General features: G+C 65.0%; 19 protein-coding genes. 10 read left to right on the forward strand and 9 right to left on the reverse strand.

Annotated elements, in window-relative coordinates; genetic code table 11:
• The first annotated feature begins 7 nt into the window (after positions 1 to 7).
• Entirely contained in the window at positions 8 to 991 is a 984-nt protein-coding gene (gene ubiA / locus ACVJNE_RS13435) for a 4-hydroxybenzoate octaprenyltransferase (protein WP_421929116.1), read from the forward strand.
• On the opposite strand, the gene ACVJNE_RS13440 is transcribed toward ubiA, so the two are convergent.
• The 4 genes from ACVJNE_RS13440 to ACVJNE_RS13455 form a co-directional block, all read right to left on the reverse strand.
• Entirely contained in the window at positions 975 to 2,129 is a 1,155-nt protein-coding gene (locus ACVJNE_RS13440) for an NAD(P)-binding domain-containing protein (RefSeq protein WP_499566269.1), read from the reverse strand. The two genes, ubiA and ACVJNE_RS13440, sit on opposite strands and share 17 nt — an antisense overlap.
• A 96-nt stretch (positions 2,130 to 2,225) precedes the next feature.
• Complete coding sequence (locus ACVJNE_RS13445; protein WP_499566271.1) at positions 2,226 to 2,789, reverse strand: DUF6101 family protein; 564 nt, start codon at positions 2,787 to 2,789, stop codon at positions 2,226 to 2,228.
• Between the two features lie 202 nt (positions 2,790 to 2,991).
• Positions 2,992 to 4,422 (reverse strand): FAD-binding oxidoreductase, encoded by a 1,431-nt coding sequence (locus ACVJNE_RS13450; RefSeq protein WP_499566273.1) that lies wholly within the window; start codon positions 4,420 to 4,422, stop codon positions 2,992 to 2,994.
• Between the two features lie 17 nt (positions 4,423 to 4,439).
• Positions 4,440 to 5,396, reverse strand: coding sequence for an L-threonylcarbamoyladenylate synthase (locus ACVJNE_RS13455; RefSeq protein ID WP_499566275.1), 957 nt, complete (start codon positions 5,394 to 5,396; stop codon positions 4,440 to 4,442).
• A 164-nt stretch (positions 5,397 to 5,560) separates the two neighbouring features.
• Between ACVJNE_RS13455 and ACVJNE_RS13460 the strand changes: the two genes are divergently transcribed.
• Together ACVJNE_RS13460 and ACVJNE_RS13465 are read left to right on the forward strand one after the other, a co-directional pair.
• Positions 5,561 to 5,953 (forward strand): hypothetical protein, encoded by a 393-nt coding sequence (locus ACVJNE_RS13460; protein WP_499566277.1) that lies wholly within the window; start codon positions 5,561 to 5,563, stop codon positions 5,951 to 5,953.
• A gap of 61 nt (positions 5,954 to 6,014) precedes the next feature.
• Entirely contained in the window at positions 6,015 to 6,443 is a 429-nt protein-coding gene (locus tag ACVJNE_RS13465) for a hypothetical protein (protein ID WP_499566279.1), read from the forward strand.
• Between the two features lie 174 nt (positions 6,444 to 6,617).
• On the opposite strand, the gene glyS is transcribed toward ACVJNE_RS13465, so the two are convergent.
• From glyS to ACVJNE_RS13485, 4 genes are all read right to left on the reverse strand, one after another.
• The gene (glyS, locus tag ACVJNE_RS13470; RefSeq protein ID WP_499566281.1) at positions 6,618 to 8,798 is read right to left on the reverse strand and encodes a glycine--tRNA ligase subunit beta; all 2,181 of its coding nucleotides are present in this window, start codon (positions 8,796 to 8,798) and stop codon (positions 6,618 to 6,620) included.
• Position 8,799: 1 nt separating this feature from the next.
• Entirely contained in the window at positions 8,800 to 9,735 is a 936-nt protein-coding gene (locus ACVJNE_RS13475) for a glycine--tRNA ligase subunit alpha (RefSeq protein ID WP_499566499.1), read from the reverse strand.
• A 112-nt stretch (positions 9,736 to 9,847) separates the two neighbouring features.
• Positions 9,848 to 11,845, reverse strand: coding sequence for a tetratricopeptide repeat protein (locus tag ACVJNE_RS13480; protein ID WP_499566283.1), 1,998 nt, complete (start codon positions 11,843 to 11,845; stop codon positions 9,848 to 9,850).
• Between the two features lie 144 nt (positions 11,846 to 11,989).
• Positions 11,990 to 13,006 (reverse strand): polyprenyl synthetase family protein, encoded by a 1,017-nt coding sequence (locus tag ACVJNE_RS13485; protein ID WP_379016056.1) that lies wholly within the window; start codon positions 13,004 to 13,006, stop codon positions 11,990 to 11,992.
• 139 nt (positions 13,007 to 13,145) lie between these two features.
• Between ACVJNE_RS13485 and ACVJNE_RS13490 the strand changes: the two genes are divergently transcribed.
• The 6 genes from ACVJNE_RS13490 to moaB all read left to right on the forward strand — a co-directional run bounded on the left by ACVJNE_RS13490 (position 13,146) and on the right by moaB (position 16,784).
• Entirely contained in the window at positions 13,146 to 13,370 is a 225-nt protein-coding gene (locus ACVJNE_RS13490) for a putative signal transducing protein (protein ID WP_499566285.1), read from the forward strand.
• A complete protein-coding gene (locus ACVJNE_RS13495; RefSeq protein ID WP_499566287.1) occupies positions 13,367 to 14,161 on the forward strand; it encodes a tRNA1(Val) (adenine(37)-N6)-methyltransferase in 795 nt (264 codons plus the stop codon). The genes ACVJNE_RS13490 and ACVJNE_RS13495 overlap by 4 nt, the downstream gene beginning before the upstream one ends.
• 78 nt (positions 14,162 to 14,239) lie before the next feature.
• Positions 14,240 to 15,097 (forward strand): S49 family peptidase, encoded by an 858-nt coding sequence (locus ACVJNE_RS13500; protein WP_499566289.1) that lies wholly within the window; start codon positions 14,240 to 14,242, stop codon positions 15,095 to 15,097.
• 80 nt (positions 15,098 to 15,177) lie between these two features.
• Positions 15,178 to 15,363 carry a hypothetical protein gene (locus ACVJNE_RS13505; protein WP_173186470.1) on the forward strand — a complete coding sequence of 62 codons (186 nt, stop codon included), beginning with the start codon at positions 15,178 to 15,180 and terminating at the stop codon, positions 15,361 to 15,363.
• A gap of 10 nt (positions 15,364 to 15,373) precedes the next feature.
• Positions 15,374 to 16,246, forward strand: a complete 873-nt coding sequence (locus tag ACVJNE_RS13510; RefSeq protein WP_499566291.1) for a 4-(cytidine 5'-diphospho)-2-C-methyl-D-erythritol kinase — start codon at positions 15,374 to 15,376, stop codon at positions 16,244 to 16,246.
• Positions 16,236 to 16,784: a molybdenum cofactor biosynthesis protein B gene (moaB, locus tag ACVJNE_RS13515; protein ID WP_499566293.1), complete on the forward strand. Its 549-nt coding sequence runs from the start codon at positions 16,236 to 16,238 to the stop codon at positions 16,782 to 16,784. Before ACVJNE_RS13510 ends, moaB begins: the two co-directional genes overlap by 11 nt.
• Here the strand turns inward: moaB and ACVJNE_RS13520 are convergent.
• On the reverse strand, positions 16,781 to 17,293 hold the full coding sequence (locus ACVJNE_RS13520; protein WP_499566295.1) for a glycosyltransferase: 513 nt from the start codon (positions 17,291 to 17,293) through the stop codon (positions 16,781 to 16,783). The genes moaB and ACVJNE_RS13520 overlap by 4 nt on opposite strands.
• 135 nt (positions 17,294 to 17,428) lie before the next feature.
• On the opposite strand from ACVJNE_RS13520, the gene ACVJNE_RS13525 reads away from it, so the two are divergent.
• On the forward strand, positions 17,429 to 18,583 hold the full coding sequence (locus tag ACVJNE_RS13525) for a PA0069 family radical SAM protein (protein ID WP_499566296.1): 1,155 nt from the start codon (positions 17,429 to 17,431) through the stop codon (positions 18,581 to 18,583).
• Positions 18,584 to 18,781: the final 198 nt, after the last annotated feature.

The following is an 18,781-nucleotide window of genomic DNA, read 5'->3' on the forward strand; positions in this document are numbered from 1 at the left end:
ACGGGGCATGGAAGAGATCCAGTCGAAGCAGAGCCAGGGCCGCGTCGCCGACGCGCCGTCCGGCCATTGGGTCTACCGCGCGCTTCCGCGCGGCCTGTGGCCCTATGCGCAGCTCGCACGCTGGGACAGACCGATCGGCTGGTGGCTGCTGATGTGGCCGTGCTGGTGGTCGGCGGCGATGGCAGCCGCCGCTCATGCGCAGCCGGGCGACAGCATCGCCAGCGTGCTGCCCTCACCGTGGCACCTTTTCCTGTTCCTGGCCGGTGCGGTCGCAATGCGCGGCGCGGGTTGCACCTATAACGACATCGTCGACACCGATATTGACGAGCAGGTCGCGCGCACCCGGTCCCGGCCGCTTCCATCCGGGAAAGTCTCACGCAAACAGGCCTGGGCGTTCTTGATAGCGCAAAGCCTCGTCGGGCTCGTGGTGCTCCTGCAGTTCAACGGCTTTACGATCATCGTCGGCATCGCGTCGCTTGCGACGGTGGCGATCTATCCGTTCATGAAGCGCTTCACCGACTGGCCGCAGCTCTTCCTGGGCCTTGCCTTCTCGTGGGGCGCGTTGATGGGCTGGGCGGCGCATTTCGGCTCGCTGGAGCTGGCACCGCTGCTACTCTATTTCGGCTCCATCCTGTGGGTGATCGGCTACGACACGCTCTATGCCCACCAGGACAAGGAAGACGACGCGCTGGTGGGTGTTCGTTCCACCGCACGGCTTTTCGGCGACAGGACCAAGCAATGGCTGGTCGCGCTTTATGGCGGCGCGCTGCTGTTCTTCGTGGTCGCCTTCGCCAATGCCGCCGTGCCGATGCCGGCGCTGGCCGGACTGGTCGCAGCGGCAGCCCACATGGCGCGGCAGATCAAGGTCCTCGACATCGACAATCCGGAGCAGTGCCTGAAGCTGTTTCACTCCAACAAGATCGTCGGCTGGCTGATCTTCCTTGGCCTGATGGGCGGTGGCGTCTGGGCGACGGTCAGCCCGAGCTTCTGACCTCGGCGAGCGACATTTCAAGATATTGCGTCAACTCGCGGGCGGCAGCCCCGCCTGCCCGGTTCGCCCCGATGGTCGAAGCGGACGGACCGTAGCCGACCAGATGAATGCGCGGATCGCGCGCGACCTGCGTGGCAAGCCTGCCGGTCATGGTGATGCCGCCGCCTTCCTCGCGCAATCGCAGCGGCGCAAGATGGTCCAGCGAGCTGCGGAAACCGGTGCACCACAGGATGACGTCGGCGCGCTGTTCCGTTCCATCCGCCCAGCGGATGCCGGTCTCGGTGATCTCGGAAAACATCGGCAGCCTGTTGAGCACCCCTCGGTCGCGCATCGCGCGGACGGCGGGTGTGAGCGGCAGACTGCCGGTGTTGGAGGCCACGGACCCCGGCGGCAAGCCCTGGCGAACCTTGTCCTCGACCATTGCAACGATGCGCCGGCCGAACTCCTCGGTGAACGGCCCTTCGCGGAATTGCGGCTCGCGCCGCGTGACCCAGGTGGTGGTGGTTGCCTGCGAAATCTCGTCGAGCAACTGGATGGCTGAAATACCGCCGCCGACCACGACGACATGCTGCCCGCGGAACGCGTCGGCAGTGCGATAGTCCCTCGTATGAAGCTGCCGTCCGCGAAACCTGTCAGCGCCCGGATATTCTGGAATATAGGGCGTTTCCCACGTGCCGGTCGCATTGACGATGCCGCGTGCGGAGAAAGCGCCGGCGTCGGTTTCGATGCGCAGCCGCTCGCCCCGATCGCAGACGACCTTCACCGTCACGGGCCGGTGGACGCGGAGATCGTAGCGTTCTTCGTAGGCCGCGTAATAGCGCGGCACTGCCACCGAGGCCTGCACCGTTTCGCTTTCGGTGCCGACGATCTCCTCGAAGCGCATGCCCGGCAGGTCGTGAACGCGATTGACCGTGGCAAGCGTGAGCGACGGCCAGCGGAACTGCCAGGCACCGCCGGGCGCCGGTGCCTGGTCCAACACCACGAAATCGCGGTCGGGAGCGAAGCCCAGCCGGTGAAGATGATAGGCCGAGGAAAGCCCGGCCTGACCTGCTCCGATAACGACGAGATCGACCTTGACCGCGAAACGCGCGCCAGCAGGTTCGGCTTTACCCTCAGGTTTCGGCTGTTCGATTGTCATGAAGATTGCGGCGGTGAAATGAGACGAAACGGCGGATCCTTAATGTAGGGTGTCGCTCCGCTCGTCTCAATTCGCCGAACAACAGGCCGGTACGGCCTATTTGCGGGCGATGATCTCCTCGCCGTTGACCACCAGCCGCAGGCCTAGAGTGCCGGTGCGGCGGCGCGCCAGGAAACGCGGGCGGCGATGCATGGAAACGCGACCCTTGCGGCGCTCGATCGGCTGGCCCTTCTTCACGAGGCCTAGCGATTCCTCAAGCGTGCGGGCGACGCCATCGGCCTCCACCAGCAGCATCGGCAGGCCATAGGCCTCGGACCAAGCGCGCCAGTCGGCGGCCACGTCGTCGAGATTGTGGGCGACCAGCAGCGGCACCGACAACATCGGATCGCTGTGCATGAGTTCAAGCGTCACCGTAACATTGCCGTCGCCATCCTCGATGGCGCGCGCGGCGACACCGCGAAACGCCTTCGCCGGGAGGACGATGGACATCGGCAGGCGGCTGTTCTCCAGCACACGGCGCAGGCTCACGCCGCGACGGTCGATGGTGAAGGTAACGTCGCCGAGATCGTCCCGCGCCGCATAGCTCACGGCCTGCGGCAGACGGAACGGGTCGAGCCGCAGGTCGCTGCCAGCCCAGACGGGTTTCAACCGGGTGTTCATGGTTGCACTGCCTTCCTGTCTCTCCTGAGAGCCGGTTTTCCGGTCTCCCGCGGGCGGGTTATCCCGCCTCGTTATGTGTGTGAGACTAGGCGCCGGCCCGTTCCGAGCGGCTTAAGAAGCAGGGTTAAGGTTTCGTCGCCTCGGAGGATGGTTATCGCTTTGCAACCAGGCACAACGGCCCGTAAACCGGGATAAACAAAGGCTAAATCACCTTGCCCGGGTTCATGATGCCGGCCGGGTCGAACGCCGCCTTGACGCGGCGCATCAGGTCGATGGCGACCGGCGGGGCAGTGGCGATCAGCTCGTCGCGCTTCATGCGGCCGATACCGTGCTCGGCCGAGATCGAACCGTCAAAAGAACGCACGACGGCATGGACCGCATCATTGATCGGGCGGTAGAGCGCCAGAAACGCATCCTTGTCGCCGCCCACGGGCTGGGAAATGTTGTAGTGCAGGTTGCCGTCGCCCATGTGGCCGAAGCAGACCATGCGCGCGCCGGGCTCCACGGCCAGCACCGCCTGCCATGCGGCATCGATGAAATCGGGGATGGAAGCAACCGGCACGGAAATGTCGTGCTTGATGGAACCGCCTTCCGGTCGCTGCGCGTCGGACATCGATTCCCGGATCCGCCAGAATGCTTCCGCCTGCGCAAGGCTTGCCGCGATCACCGCGTCGGACACGGTTCCGGCCCCGAAGCCTTCCGACAAGATTTCCTCGATCAGGCCGCGCGCATCTTCCGCCGAGCGGCCCGATGAGATTTCGAGCATCACATGCCAGGGGTGGGGCGAAGACAGGGGGGCGACCGAACCCGGAATGTGCTTGAGCACGAAGGCGAGCGGCGCATCGACGATCAGCTCGAACGCGGTGAGGCTGGCGCCGGCGCGGTCCGAGGCGAGGGCAAACAGCGCAAGCGCATCCTTCGGGCTTTGCAGGCCCACCCACGCCACCTCCCTGCCCTTGGGCTTGGGAAACAGCTTCATCACCGCTGCCGTGATGACACCCAGCGTGCCCTCGGCGCCGACGAACAGGTTCTTCAGGTCGTAGCCGGTATTGTCCTTCTTGAGCTTGCGCAGGTCATCGAACACTTCGCCGGTGGGCAGCACCACCTCGACGCCGAGGCAGAGTTCGCGCGTGTTGCCATACGCCAGAACCCCGGTACCGCCAGCGTTGGAGGAGAGATTACCGCCGATCTGCGCCGTGCCCTGCGAGCCCAGCGAGAGCGGAAAGAGCCTGTCGAGTTCGTCTGCCTTGTCGCGCAGTGTCTGCAGCACCACACCGGCCTCTACTGTGATGGTGTTCGATGCAAGGTCGACCTCGCGAATGCGGTTCAGCCGCGACAGCGACAGGACGATCTCGCCGCCGCCAATGTCGGGCGATTGCCCGCCGACCAGCCCGGTATTGCCCCCCTGCGGCACAACGGGGGTGCCGGTTTCGGTGGCGAGCCGCATGATCGCGCTCACTTCCTCTACACTGCCCGGCCGCAGCACCAGCGCGGTTGCGCCCGGCCAGAGGCCGCGCCGCTCGGTCACGTAGGGCGCGATGTCGGCGGGATCGCGAAGCGCGTGGCTTTCGCCGACGATCGCCGCGAAGCGGTCGAGAATCGCAGGATCGGGAAGGTGCTGCTCGGTCGGCATCAGGCTCAACTCATCATTCAGGAACGCGGCGCGGCGGCGCGGCGCAGCCGATCGTTGATCGCCTCGCACAGCCCGTCCTCGGGGATCGGCTCGACCGCGATGGTCGCGGCACCCGAGCGGTCGAGCGCCTGCAGATGCGCGTAGAGATTGGCTGCCGCCTCGCGCATGTGCCCCTTTTCCGAAAGGTTCAGCATCGCCACGGCCTTCTCCGCGCCGGGGATGCGGGTCGGACCATAGGCCAGCAGCGCCTCGCCCTCGCGCAGCTCGTTCGCGTCGAGCCGCACCGCCGCGTTCGGCGCGTAATGGGACGCCAGCATGCCGGGCGCCTCGATGCCCTTGCCGCCGCCGCGTACCACGTCGACGCCGATGGCGTTGCGGATTTCACCCGCCGTAACGCCACCCGGCCGCAACATATAGACCGCCTGGGACGTGACCTTGAGGATCGTCGATTCCACGCCGACATGCGTCGGGCCGCCATCGGCGATCAGCTTGATCCTGTCGCCCAGATCGTCTTCCACCGCCTGCGCCGTGGTGGCGCTGATGCGTCCCGACGAATTTGCCGAGGGAGCGGCAAGCGGATGCCGCAGTTCGTCGATCACCTCGCGGGCGAATTCGCGCGGCATGCGCAGCGCCACCGTATCGAGCCCGGCCGTGACCAGCGGATGCACGCCGTGCCCATCGCGCAGCGGCAGAACCAGCGTCAGCGGGCCCGGCCAGAAGCCAGCCGCAAGCCGCAGGGAAATGTCATCGAATACAGCAATCTTCTGCGCCATCGCCATGTCGCTGACATGCACGATCAGGGGATTGAAGTGTGGCCTGCCCTTGACCTCGAAGATGCGCGCGACCGCCTCGCCATTGGTCGCATCGGCGGCGAGGCCATAGACGGTCTCGGTGGGAAGCGCGACCACGTCGCCGGCCTCTAGAAGGTCGAGTGCAGGATCGAAGGCTTCCTCGAGCGGCAATATCCGGGCCAAGAGCGCTCCCCGCAGCGTTGGTTTGATTGAGCCGATTGCCTACCCCGCCCGGGACCACGCGACAAGTGCCGTTGCGTCACCGATTTGTTAATCCCCGGTCGGTACGGTGCCCGCCGTCCGTGTTGCGCCTGTTCGGCGCCGGCGGCAAGCAAGGCGGGTTGGGTATGTTTACGTTTCGAGTTCCTCTCGGGTCGTTCCTGCGTGTTTCACTGATCCTCGCGGCGACGGCCGGCACCAGTGCCGCGGATTCGGTCATCGCGTTGCCTGAACCGGAGCCGAACGCGCTTCCCTCGGTCGTTTCCCGTGGCGAGCCGGAACCGGCGCCGGTCGAGGCCTGGCAGTCCGAAACGGCTTTATTGCAAGACAATGGCGAGGCCGTACTGGTGCTCGGTAGCTCCGTCATCGCCTTCGGCGCAGACGCCATCCCGGTTTCGCGTGACGAGGTCGCCTCGGTCGCAGAAGATGATGCACCAAGCGCTGAAGAGGTTGCAGAGGCCATGCCGCTCGCGCTTCGGGGCGCCGGTGACGGCGATGGACTGGTCTCTCTGGCCGACTAGAACCTTGAACGCTTGACGGCCGCCCATCTCGCTGGCCACGACATCAGCCAGCGGAGGCAACGTGATTGAACTGACCGTCAATTTCGTCTTCAAGTTCCTGCACATATTGGGCCTGATGCTGGGCGCGGCCGCCGGCTTCGGCGCCATGGTGGTCGCGCGGCAGGCCCGGCGGGCCGGTGCGCTCTCGCCCGATCTTGCCACCATGCGGCCCGTCTTCTCGACGATGGCGCTGACGGGGATCATGCTTCTGTGGTTGAGCGGGCTGGGGCTGTGGCTGTTCCGCTACGATTTCGCCGATCTTGGTGCCGCCTATTCGCTGAAGCTGTTGACGGCACTGGTGCTGCTCGGCGTAATCCTTGCCATCAACCGGATCAACGCGCGCGCGGCGAAAACGGGCACGCCGCCGCCCGCCTGGCTGCCGAAGCTCGGCATGACGACGCCGGTGTTGACGCTGATCGCGATGGCGCTCGGCGTGTGGGTGTTTATTTAGGGTCAGAACACCAGCCGAAACGGGCAATGTTGGCGCTGCCCCTCACCTGTCTGCCGGCATCCTCTCCCCGCAAGCGGGGAGAGGAAAGGCTGGCCGCAACGCTGACGTCCCCCTCTCCCCGTTTACGGGGAGAGGGTAAGGGTGAGGGGCTATGCCGCTCAGACGTCTGTTTATCTAGCCCGCGATCTTCGAGAAATCGGCGACCTGGCCGGTCGCCTCGCGGATGCGGGCGAGCAGCGCCAGCCGGTTGGCCCGCACCGCCTCGTCCTCATCATTCACGAGAACCGCCTCAAAGAATGAATCAACTGGTTCACGTAGCACGCTAAGTGCGAGCATGGCGGCGGAAAAGTCTTGTTTCTGAATCGCTTCGCCGGCGTTCTTCTCAGCCTGATTCACCGCGTCGAACAGCTTTTTCTCGGCCGGTTCGCGCAGAAGCGCCGGATCGACTGCCTCGGCCACGGCGGTGCCCTTCTTCTCCTCGGCAGCCAGAATGTTTGCCGCGCGCTTGGTTCCGGCGAGCAGGTTCCTGCCGTCGTCGGAATCCAGAAAAATGCCGAGTGCCGCGACACGGCTGGTGACGAGGAGAAGGTCGTCGGCTTCAGGAGAGATCACCGCGTCGATGAGGTCGTGCCCCGCGCCCTTGTCGCGGAGATAGACTTTCAGGCGATCGTGGAAGAAGGAGAGGAGGTCGTCCGCTGCCGAAGAATCGAACCCGCCGATATCCTGCAAATCCAAAAGCCCAGTGTCCACGGCATGGACGGCGACCCGCTCTCGCAGCGCCACCCTCACCCCATTTTCAACCACGATCCTGATAACGCCCAGCGCCGCTCGCCTGAGCGCATACGGGTCCTTGGAACCGGTGGGCTTTTCGTCGATGGCCCAGAAGCCGACCAGCGTGTCGAGCTTGTCGGCCAGCGCCACCGCTACCGAGACCGGATCGGTCGGGACGACGTCGGACGGCCCCTGCGGGCGGTAGTGTTCCTCAAGCGCTGCGGCGACGGAAGCATCCTCGCCCTGCAACAGCGCATATTTGCGGCCCATCGCGCCCTGTAGTTCGGGAAACTCACCGACGACCTCAGTCTGGAGATCGGCCTTGGCAAGTACCGCCGCGCGGTCGGCCAGATCGGGATCGGCGCCGACCAGCGGTGCCAGTTCGCGCGCGAGCCTGCGGATGCGCTCCACGCGCTCCCCCTGCGTGCCGAGCTTGGCGTGGAAGGTGACGCCGAGGTGGTCGAGCCGCGCCATGCGCTGGTCGAGCGGCTTCCTGAGATCGAGCCCGAATTTTGCCGCCGAAGCCTCCAGCGTGGCCAGGTCCGGCAGGTCGGCCTGGTCGGTCTTCCAGAAGTGGACCGCATCGGACAGGCGCGCCCGCACGACCTTGCCGTTGCCGTGGGCGATCTCCACACCGCCATCCTTCGCCTCGATGTTGGAAACGAGCACGAAGCGGTTGGACAGCCTGTCGCCGTCGCCCTGCGGGCGCGTGACGAAACACTTCTGGTTGGCGCGGATGGTGAGCCGGATGACCTCCGGCGGAATGTCGAGAAAGGCTTCCTCGAACTCGCCCATCAACACCACCGGCCATTCGACGAGACCTGAGACCTCTTCCAGGAGGCCCTCATCGTCGACCAGCTCGAGCCCTGCGGCGAATGCAAGGTTCTTCGCGTCATCGAGGATGATGCTCTTGCGCCGTTCGGCGTCCAGCACGACCTTCGCGGCCTCCAGCTTGGCGACATAGTCGTCGAAGCGGCGCACGGTGATCTCGCCCGGCGCATGGAAGCGATGGCCGTAGGTGACGTTGCCGGCGCGGATGCCGTCGACCTCGAAATCGACCACCACCGGCTCCTCGGTCTCCGGCCCGAAGGTGCAGAGGATCGATTGCAGCGGGCGCACCCAGCGCAGCGAGCCGGGCTTTGCCGAGGCAGCACCCCAACGCATCGATTTCGGCCACGGGAAGCTCCGAACGATGCCGGGCATCAGGTCCGCGATGATCTCCTCGGCCGGACGGCCCGGCCGCTCGATCACCGCGACGTAAAAGTCGCCCTTCTTCGGGTCGGACTGGATCTGTGCTTCCTCGACGGAGGAAAGGCCGGCGGAGCGCAGAAAGCCCTGGACAGCCTGCTCGGGCGCTTTGGTCGACGGGCCCTTGCGCTCCTCGCGCACGTCCTTCGATCGTGCCGCCAGCCCGCGAATGTCGAGCGTCAGCCGGCGCGGCGTCCAGTATTCCGTCGCCGCCTCGTAGGTCAGCCCGGCGTCGACCAGCCCGTCGGTGACCATCTTCTTCAGGTCGCCGGCAGCCTTGCGCTGCATGCGGGCGGGGATTTCCTCGGAGCGGAGTTCAAGAAGCAGATCAGGCATGTCAGGCAGCTTTCGTCTCGAATGCGTAACCGCCCGCATCCGTCGCCAGGAACGCCTCGCCGCATGCCTTGGCCAGATTGCGCACGCGTAGAATATAGCTTTGCCGCTCGGTGACCGAGATCACGCCGCGCGCGTCGAGCAGGTTGAAGGCGTGACTCGCCTTGATGCACTGGTCGTAGGCTGGCAGCACCATTTTGTGCATCGGGTTGTTGTCGCCTTCCTTCGGCGCACCGGCGGCCAGCAGCGCCTTGCACTCGCTTTCCGCATCCTCGAAATGGCGGAACAGGATCGCCGTGTCGGCGTGCTCGAAATTGTGCCGTGAGTATTCCTGCTCGGCCTGCAGGAACACATCGCCATATGTCACCTTCTCAGCGCCCTCGCGACCGTTGAAGTTCAGGTCGTAGACGTTGTCGACGCCCTGGACATACATGGCCAGCCGCTCGAGACCATAGGTCAGTTCGCCGGCGACCGGCGCGCATTCGATGCCGCAGACCTGCTGAAAATAGGTGAACTGCGAGACCTCCATGCCGTCGCACCAGCATTCCCAGCCCAGACCCCAGGCACCCAGCGTCGGGCTTTCCCAGTCGTCTTCCACGAAGCGGATGTCATGCAGCAGCGGGTCGATGCCGATCGCGGCGAGCGAGCCAAGATAAAGCTCCTGCAGGTTCGACGGGTTGGGCTTCAGGATCACCTGATACTGGTAGTAGTGCTGCAGCCGGTTGGGGTTCTCGCCGTAGCGGCCGTCCTTAGGTCGGCGCGAGGGCTGCACATAGGCCGCGTTCCACGGGCGCGGGCCCAGAGCGCGCAGGGTGGTTGCCGGGTGGAACGTACCTGCGCCGACTTCCATGTCGTAGGGCTGGAGGATGACGCAGCCGTAATCCGCCCAGTATCGGTGCAGGGTCAGGATCAGCCCCTGGAACGAGCGGCTGGGGTGCATGGCGGACTGTTCGGCGTTCACGTGCGTGCCTTTCACGGCCTATGTCGGGACGTGGCACGTCCTAGTGCGGCCGTTCGCAAGCGTCAAGGAAGCGCGGTGGAACCGAAAGCGGCTAGTTTGCCGGCTGCGGCAGGTTAAGCCGGTAGCCGGGCACGATGCGGCCGGGATCACCACGGAGGTCGGGATTGAGGTCCAGCAACTCGATGTAGCGGTTGCCGTCGCCCAGCAGTTCGGCCGCGATCGACCACAGCGACTGTCCGGGCGACACGACATGGACAGTGCTGCCCACCGCCACGGTTTCAACCGGCGGCTCGTCGGCCTTGCTGTCGGCACCGTCCGGCAGCGGCACCACGTTGGCGGGCAGGGTTTCCTCCGAAGCGTCATTCGCGTCCGCGCGCTGTTCGAACGGCTGCATGCCTTCCGCCAGCTTGCGCTCGGCGTCGGCTTTTACCTCGTCGTCCGGCTCCAGAGCGAGCGTGTGCCGCCACTGGAACGTGGCCTCCAGCTTGCGGCCGACACGCCAGTAGGCATCGCCGAGATGGTCGTTGAGGATCGGGTCGGCGGGCATCAATCCCACGGCGCGCTCGAGCTCGCGTGCAGCATCCTCGAAACGACCGAGCCGGTAGAAGGCCCAGCCAAGCGAATCCACGATGTAGCCGTCGCTCGGTCGCAACTCGACAGCGCGCTGGATCATCTCCAGCCCTTCTTCGAGATTGATGTTCATGTCGACCCAGGAATAGCCCAGATAATTCAGCGCCTGCGGCTGGTCTGGATAGAGCTCCAGCGCCTTGTGGAAATTGGGCTCGGCCTTGTCCCACTCCTTCAACCGCTCATAGGCGATGCCGCGCTGGTAGAAGATGTTCCATTCGGCCCGCGTCGGCTCACCCATGCGGGCGACCGCCTGGTCGTAAAGGTTGGCGGCGTCCCGGTATTTCTCCTGCCGCGCATAGACCCCGCCCAGCGCGAGATAGGCCCGCATATCGTTCTCGTCTTCGGCAAGCGCGGCTTTCAGATGCCCTTCGGCCTCGTCGAAACGCTCCAGATCGGCGAGGTTGAGACCGAGCTGCAATTCGGCGATGCGCCGCATCGGCGACGATGCAGGTACTTTCTCATAATTGGCGATGGCCGCTTCGGCGTTGCTCTGCTGCTCGGCGATGCCGGCAAGCTGGACGAGGATCGCGTCGCTGTCCGGCCGCAGCGCCACTGCGTATTGCAGGTAAAGCCGCACAAAGGATTCGCCGCCGCTGCGGTTAAGGGCCGTTGCGAGATTGAGGAGCGCTTCGGCGGCACCCGCCTGCGCGTCTGGCACCAGCGGCGCGGCCTGTTCGCCGCTCTCAATGTCCTCGCGCAGTGCCTGGATCGTGACTCGGCCCGGCGCGAACTCCTCAGCCTTGGCAAGCACCTCCAGCGCCTTGTCGTTTTCACCCTCGCGCGCCAGGAAGCCCGCATAGGCCTCCAGGCTGCGCAGGAACACTTCCGGAGCCGCGCCGCCACCCGACACATTGGTCAGCGTCGCCTCGAAGGCCGTGCGCGCAGTCTCCATGTCGCCCGCGCGCTCGGCGATCAGGGCACGGTGATAACCGATGAAAAGGTCGTACCATTCAGGACCCGAAAGCTGATCGACAAACGCCAACGCGCCCGCGCTGTCGCCAGCGCCAAGTTTCGCCCAGGCGGTCATGAGACCGGTGATCAGTCTGTCCAGGTCCGATTCGAGCGTCAGCTTGAGCCACGTTTCAGCCTCGACGTAGCGCTCGCCGCGGATCGAGTCGACGGCGAGTGCAAGGCGCGAGAAGCGCTCGACCTCGGGCACTTCCTTGAGCTTTTCGGCATAAGGCAGCGCCTCGTCGAAGCTGCCCTCCGAGATCAGGCCAAGCATCAGGCTCTGTTGCAGCGTCTGGTTGTCCGCATCGAACGAGATGGCACGGCGGTAATAGGCGATCGCGGATGCGAGATCGTTGTCCGTCTCGGCGACCCGGGCCGCAAGATAGGCACCTGACAGCGTCTTGATCGATACCGTTTCGTCCGTTTCCGGCGCTGCCCACGCATTGCCTGTCGCGATGCCGGCTGCCAATCCCGCAGCCACGATCCAGCGTCCAGTCTTAAGCCGCATTGGTTCCCTTCCTGTCGGTCCGCCGCGCCCGACACGGCGAGCATGTCAGACGTTGAAGGCACAAAGCATGGCCTTTTTGCGGTCGCGGTTCAATCCGCCTTACTTCACGATCAGGACAGCCGTAGCGCGGCAGGGCCTAACCCTTCAGCTTACGCGGCTGATGCAGAAGTCGATCACGTCGAGCATCGCCTGCTTTTGCGGCGTCTGCCTGAGCGGCGCGAGAGCGTCGCGGGCAATCTCGCCGAAGTGCCTTGCCCGTCCGATGGTGTCGCCGATAGCGCCGTGCCTGGTCATCAAGCCACGGGCGCGGTCAAGCGATTCGTCGTCGGTGCGGTCGTTCTCGATCGCCGCCTTCCAGAATTCGCGCTCCTCGGCGGAACCACGGCGGTAGCTGAGGATGACGGGAAGCGTGACCTTGCCCTCGCGGAAGTCGTCGCCGACATTCTTGCCGAGGTTCTTGGAATCGCCGCCATAGTCGAGCGCGTCGTCAATGAGCTGGAAAGCAAGGCCGAGATTGATGCCGTAGGAACGCAACGCCGCGCGGTCCGTCTTTGACGCTCCCGCAACGATCGGCCCGACCTCTGCGGCTGCCGAGAACAGGGCTGCCGTCTTCGCCTTGATGACGGCGAGATAGTCGTCCTCGGTGGTTTCCAGGTTCTTTGCCACGCCGAGCTGCATGACCTCGCCCTCGGCGATGATCGACGCAGCGGTGGAGAGAATGTCGAGAGCATCGATCGATCCGACTTCGACCATCATGCGGAACGCCTGGCCGAGCAGGAAGTCACCGACGAGCACGCTCGCCTGGTTGCCCCAGATCATGCGCGCCGTGCGCTTGCCGCGCCGCATGTCGCTCTCGTCGACGACATCGTCATGCAGCAGGGTCGCGGTGTGCATGAACTCCACGCTGGTCGCCAGCTTGATGTGGCCATCACCCTGGTAGCCGAACATCTGCGCGGCCGCGAGGGTGAGCATGGGCCGAAGCCGCTTGCCGCCCGACGAGATCAGGTGATTGGCGACTTCCGGAATCATCTCGACGTCGGAGCCGGCTTTCGACAGGATGAGCTCGTTGACGCGGCCCATATCCGCGCGCGTCAGCGCGATCAGCGCCTCGATGGAGGCGTTTTCGCGTTTACCACCCTCCAGATTGACTACGACACCCACCACATGAAACTCCCTTGAGCGCGGCCCGCCGCCCGTAACTTTCTTGCGCGACTCTAGGCAGGCGCATGAGGCGCGGCAAGTGGCGAATTGGCGCGGTTTGTCGTTTACTTTAGCGCTGCAACCTGAAAGCCTCGCCGCCATGATCGAACTGATGCGCACCAACGACCCCGTATTGATCTCGTTCGTCGAGGCGCTGTTGCGCGACGCGGGGATCTCCTACTTCGTGGCCGACCAGAACATGAGCGTCATAGAGGGTTCGCTGGGGATCCTCCCGCGCCGCGTCATGGTTTCGGACGACGACCTGGATGCCGCGCGCCACCTGCTGGAAGAGGCCGGAATCGCGGGCGAACTGGGCAAGCAATGACGGCGTTCGCGGAGATCGCAGACAAGGCCGAAGAGTCCACGCTGGATGCCTTCCACCGGGGGGCGTTTCATCTGATACAGCCGCGGCGCGGCCATCGTGCCGGCATGGACGCCATGATGCTAGCCGCAAGCGTGCCGTGCTCCTTCGCAGGCCGGCTCGCCGATCTCGGCTCTGGCGCCGGCGCGGCCGGACTTGCAGTTGCCACGCGTTGTCCGGAGGCCACGGTGGCCCTTGTGGAACGCGATCAGGAAATGGCCGACTACGCGCGGCGCTCGATTGCGCACGAGGCCAATGCTGGCTTACGCGACCGCGCCTCCGTAATCGAAGCCGATGTAACGTTGACGGGCAAGGCACGGATGACAGCCGGCCTCGCCGACAGGGCTTTCGATTTCGCGTTGATGAACCCGCCCTTCAACGCCGCGGCAGACCGCCCCTCGCCCGACGCTCTGCGCCGCTCGGCCCATGTGATGGAGGACGGGCTGTTCGAGCGCTGGCTGCGCACAGCGGCGGCAATCGTGCGCCCGCGTGGGGGACTCTCGATCATCGCCCGCCCTGGTTCGCTACCGGAAATCCTGGCCGCGATGCAGGGACGGTTCGGCGCGGCGCAGATCTTGCCCATTCACCCCCGCACGCACGAGCCTGCGATACGGATCCTGGTTCGCGCCTTGCGAGGCTCGCGCGCGGGGCTGACGCTGATGCCGGCCCTGGCGATACACGAACCGACGGGTCGCCGCTTCTCGCAGCATGCGGATGCGATCAACAACGGCCGGGCTACACTTTTCGGCGATTGAGCCACAAAGGCGTGGCGCCCCATATTGCTTGCGCGCTGCAAATGCCTACATCCACAAGGAACAGTGGAGACCTGCCCTTTGAGACGACTTTTCAGCCGCCTTCTTCCCCGCTCCATGCGCTCCGGCGCCATCACCATTCCCGTCATTCGGCTGCACGGCGCTATCATGGCGGGAGGGAACCAGTTCCGACCAGCCTTGTCGCTGGCCTCGACAGCGGGGCTGATCGAGAAGGCTTTCGCGACAAAGGACGCACCCGCGGTCGCGATCTCCATCAACTCGCCCGGCGGCTCGCCGGTTCAGTCACGTCTGATCTTCCGGCGCATTCGAGACCTCGCGGAGGAAAAGAACAAGCGCGTCATCGTCTTCGTCGAGGATATTGCGGCATCCGGCGGCTATATGATCGCGGTGGCCGGCGACGAGATCGTCGCGGACCCTTCCTCCATCGTCGGCTCCATCGGCGTCGTGTCAGCGGGTTTCGGCTTCCAGGAAATGATCAAGAAGATCGGAGTGGAACGCCGCGTCCACACCGCCGGGCGCAACAAGTCCATCCTCGATCCGTTCAGCCCGGAGAAGAAGGAGGACGTGGAGCGGCTGAAGGCCCTTCAGCTCGAAATCCACGAGACCTTCATCGACTTGGTCAAGGGGCGGCGCGAGGCCAAGCTTGCCGACGACCCCGACCTTTTCACCGGCATGTTCTGGACCGGAAAAAAGGGCATGGAGCTGGGCCTTGTCGACGCGCTCGGAGACATGCGCTCGTTTCTCAAGCAGAGATATGGCGAGAAGACGCGGCTGCAACTTGTATCGATGCCGCGCGGCCTGTTCGGGCGCAAGCTCGGCGTGTTCAGCTCCCAGGCGAACGGGATCGCGGCTTCGGCAGCAGATGGGCTTTTCGATGCGGCGGAAGAACGCGCCCTTTGGAGCCGGTTCGGCCTTTGACGACGCGGGAAAAGGCACTAGAATTGGGTCCGTACTGGCACCGTGACCCTTAGCATCCCAATCCGGGAGGAGACCGGAAAATGCCCCAGCTCATCTTCTTCGCGGCGCTCGGCATCGTCGCTTATGTCGGCTACCGCTCCTTCATACGCGAGGCAGAGCGCCTGACAGCGAAAGCGCGGCGCGCCGAGGCGGAGCAGCGCACGGGCTCGCAGGGCACGCTGGTGAAAGACCCCAAGACCGGCGAATACCACCTCCTGAAGGACTGAACGCCGGTCCATGCCTGCAGAAATCGTCGAGCACGCGCCGGCCAAGGTGAACCTTGCGCTGCATGTCACCGGTCGCCGGGCGGATGGCTATCACCTGCTCGACACGCTCGTGGTGTTCACCGAGGTAGGCGACACAGTGTCGGTCGCGGCGGCAGAGCAAGACAGTTTTACCATCCAGGGTCCTTTCGCTGGTCTGCTCGACGACGAGGCCGACAACCTCGTGCTGAGGGCGCGCGACCTGCTGCGGCGCATCTACGACGGCCTGTCGCCGGTCGCGATCACGCTGGAAAAGAACCTGCCTGTCGCCTCCGGCATCGGCGGCGGCTCAAGCGATGCAGCGGCGACGCTGCGGGCACTGGTCCGCTTGTGGGATCTCGATCTTTCCACCGAGGCGCTGGCGAGGGCGGCGCTGCCGCTTGGCGCGGATCTGCCGATGTGCCTTCACGCGCGACCATTGATGGCGCGCGGGATCGGAGAAGAGATCGAGCCGGTCGAGAGCTTTGCACCGCTTCATATGGTGCTGGCCAACCCCGGCATCGCGGTGTCCACGCCGGCAATATTCCGCGCGCTTGCCAGCCGCGACAACCCGCCTCTGCCGGTGCTGCCAGGACCGCAGGCATTGCCTGCGTGGCTTGCGGACACACGCAACGACTTGGAAACACCGGCTCAAGCGCTAGCGCCGGAGATTGGCGAGGTGCTGTCGGCGCTCACCGCCAACGGCGCGGCGCTGGCGCGCATGTCAGGCTCCGGGGCAACCTGTTTCGGCCTGTTCAACTCGCCCGCCGAGGCAGAGGTCGCCGCATCCGCCATCGCCGCACGGTACCCTGCATGGTACGTCACGGCGACGCGAACGATCGAAAGGGCTCGAGCAGATGCCACTTGACGAGAACAGACCTTTCCTGCCCGTCGGCATCGCCGTGCTCACCGTCTCGGACACCCGAACGCTGCAGGACGACAAATCCGGGCAAACACTGGTCGAGCGGATCGAAATCGCCGGCCATCGGCTCGCGGCGCGCGAGATAGTGCAGGACGACGTCGAAGCGATCCGGTCCGTCGTGCGTGGCTGGGCGAAGGACGATGCTGTCGACGTGATCATCACCACAGGCGGCACCGGCTTCACCGGCCGCGACGTGACGCCGGAAGCGCTGGAGCCGATTTTCGAGAAGCGCATGGACGGCTTCTCCGAAGTGTTCCACCGCATCTCATACGACAAGATCGGCACGTCCACGATCCAGTCGCGGGCGACTGGCGGCGTGGTGGATGCCACCTTCGTCTTCGTTTTGCCCGGCTCGCCGGGAGCGTGCCGCGACGCCTGGGACCATATTCTTAAGGCGCAGCTCGACTACCGCCACATGCCATGCAACTTCGTGGAGATCATGCCGCGGCTGGACGAACACCTGAAGCGCGGCGGAGAAAGTTAGGCTGTCTTTGCGGAAGGCGGCGCGGGAAGAATCTCCGCGCCCAGCCTGCGTGCCGATACCGACCGAGCGATCGCCAAACCGTCAGCTCGAGCCAGCGATAGCGCCTGGCGCTTGGTTATCATCAGCCCGTCTGCCAGCGGTCGACGACCGGCGAAGACGCGGGCGAGGAAGGGCTGCCTGTACTGGCGCGCGCGCGTGAAGCGGGCAGCGCCGGTGGTGCCTTCCGCATGGCTCAGAACGGCATCGATCCACCCCTCCAAGAGCCGTGCACCCGGCTCCAGGATCAGTATCCACTCGCTGCGCGCCTGCCTGATGCACGAAAGCACGTCGGCACCTGCCAGATAGTTGCAACCTGCATGATCGGCGACGGTGTGGGTGCGGTCGGACGAGCCTCGGTCGCAAACGATCACCTCCCGGACAACGCCTTCGACGGCACCGCCAACGAGCGAGGCGAGCGTGCGCGCCAGCGCATCTTCATGATTCCGCGTCTCGATCAGTACGGACAGCATACAACCCGCATAGCCGAAAGCGCAGGCTAACGCCAGTGCTGCACTGCAACAGAAAAAGTTCTTGCTTTGTTCCGTTCGCGCAAATAGGAATAGTTTCATCACGAACAGGCGAGTCGTTCGCCAACGGAGCCAGACATGGAACCGATCAGACAAGCGGATATGGCAGCCTTCGCAGGCGGCGGCGCGGCCGCGGCGAACGCGCTGGTGGACGATAGCGGGCTCCGCGTCGGCTTCGACAGGCGGCGCGGCCGCGCGGCCAGCGTCAATCCTTCCGGCCGCTACGAGCCGCTGACGCGGCATGTCTTCGACGACGGGTGGAACAGCCTCGAGGAATTGCCTCCGTTCAAGACCGAAGTTCAGGTCGAGAAGCCGCGCAATATTATCACCCGCAACACGTCGCCGGACATCTCATTCGACCGTTCGATCAATCCCTATCGCGGCTGCGAGCATGGCTGCGTCTATTGCTTCGCGCGGCCGACCCACGCTTTCATGGGATTGTCGCCGGGGCTGGACTTCGAGGCGAAGCTGTTTGCCAAGCCGGACGCTGCCCGGTTGCTGGAGCGGGAACTGGCGAAACCCGGCTATGAGCCCCGAACGATCGCGATCGGCACCAACACCGACCCCTACCAGCCGATCGAGAAACAGTGGCGCATCATGCGCGAAATTCTCGAAGTGCTGGAGGCGCATAACCATCCTGTCGGCATTGTCACCAAGTCGGCCTTGGTGACGCGCGATGCGGACATTCTCGGGCGCATGGCCGAGAAGGGGTTGGCCAAGGTGGCGCTTTCGATCACCACGCTCGACCGCAAGCTGGCACGGATGATGGAGCCGCGTGCGGCCACGCCACCGAAGCGGCTGGAGGCTCTGCGCACGCTGGCAGATGCGGGGGTGCCGGTCTCGGTGATGATCGGCCCTGTGATCCCGGCGCTGAACGATCAGGAGATCGAACGTATCCTTGATTCCGCTCAGGCGGCCGGTGCGCGCGAGGCGGGTTACATCATCCTGCGTCTGCCGCTGGAGGTGTCGCCGATCTTCAAGGACTGGCTGCTGCGGCATTATCCCGACCGCTATCGCCACGTGATCTCGCTGATACGCTCGATGCGCGGCGGCAAGGATTACGACGCCGAGTGGGGCAAGCGCATGAAGGGGGCCGGCCCCTATGCATGGCAGATCGGCCGGCGCTTCGAAATCGCGGCAAAGCGGCTGGAACTCAATGTTGAGAAGAGACGGCTGCGGACCGACCTGTTCAAGCCGCCGGCCCAGGCGGGCGAGCAGTTGATGCTGCTCTAGTAATCATGGGCAGCGTCGGTGATGTCCAGCGTCGCCCGCGCAAGCGAATTCCGTCCAGCCTGCCCCGTCCCCTGGCACCCGACGGAGCCTTCCCGCCCCGCCCCATCCGGCGGGAAGGACTGGAGAACCGGAGCCCCGCGAGCATCGCCGCAACGTGCCTCGCCCGCGCTCCGGTTCTCCGCTTTTCTTTTGCCCGAC

The organism is Mesorhizobium sp. DxT (genome assembly GCF_058448885.1).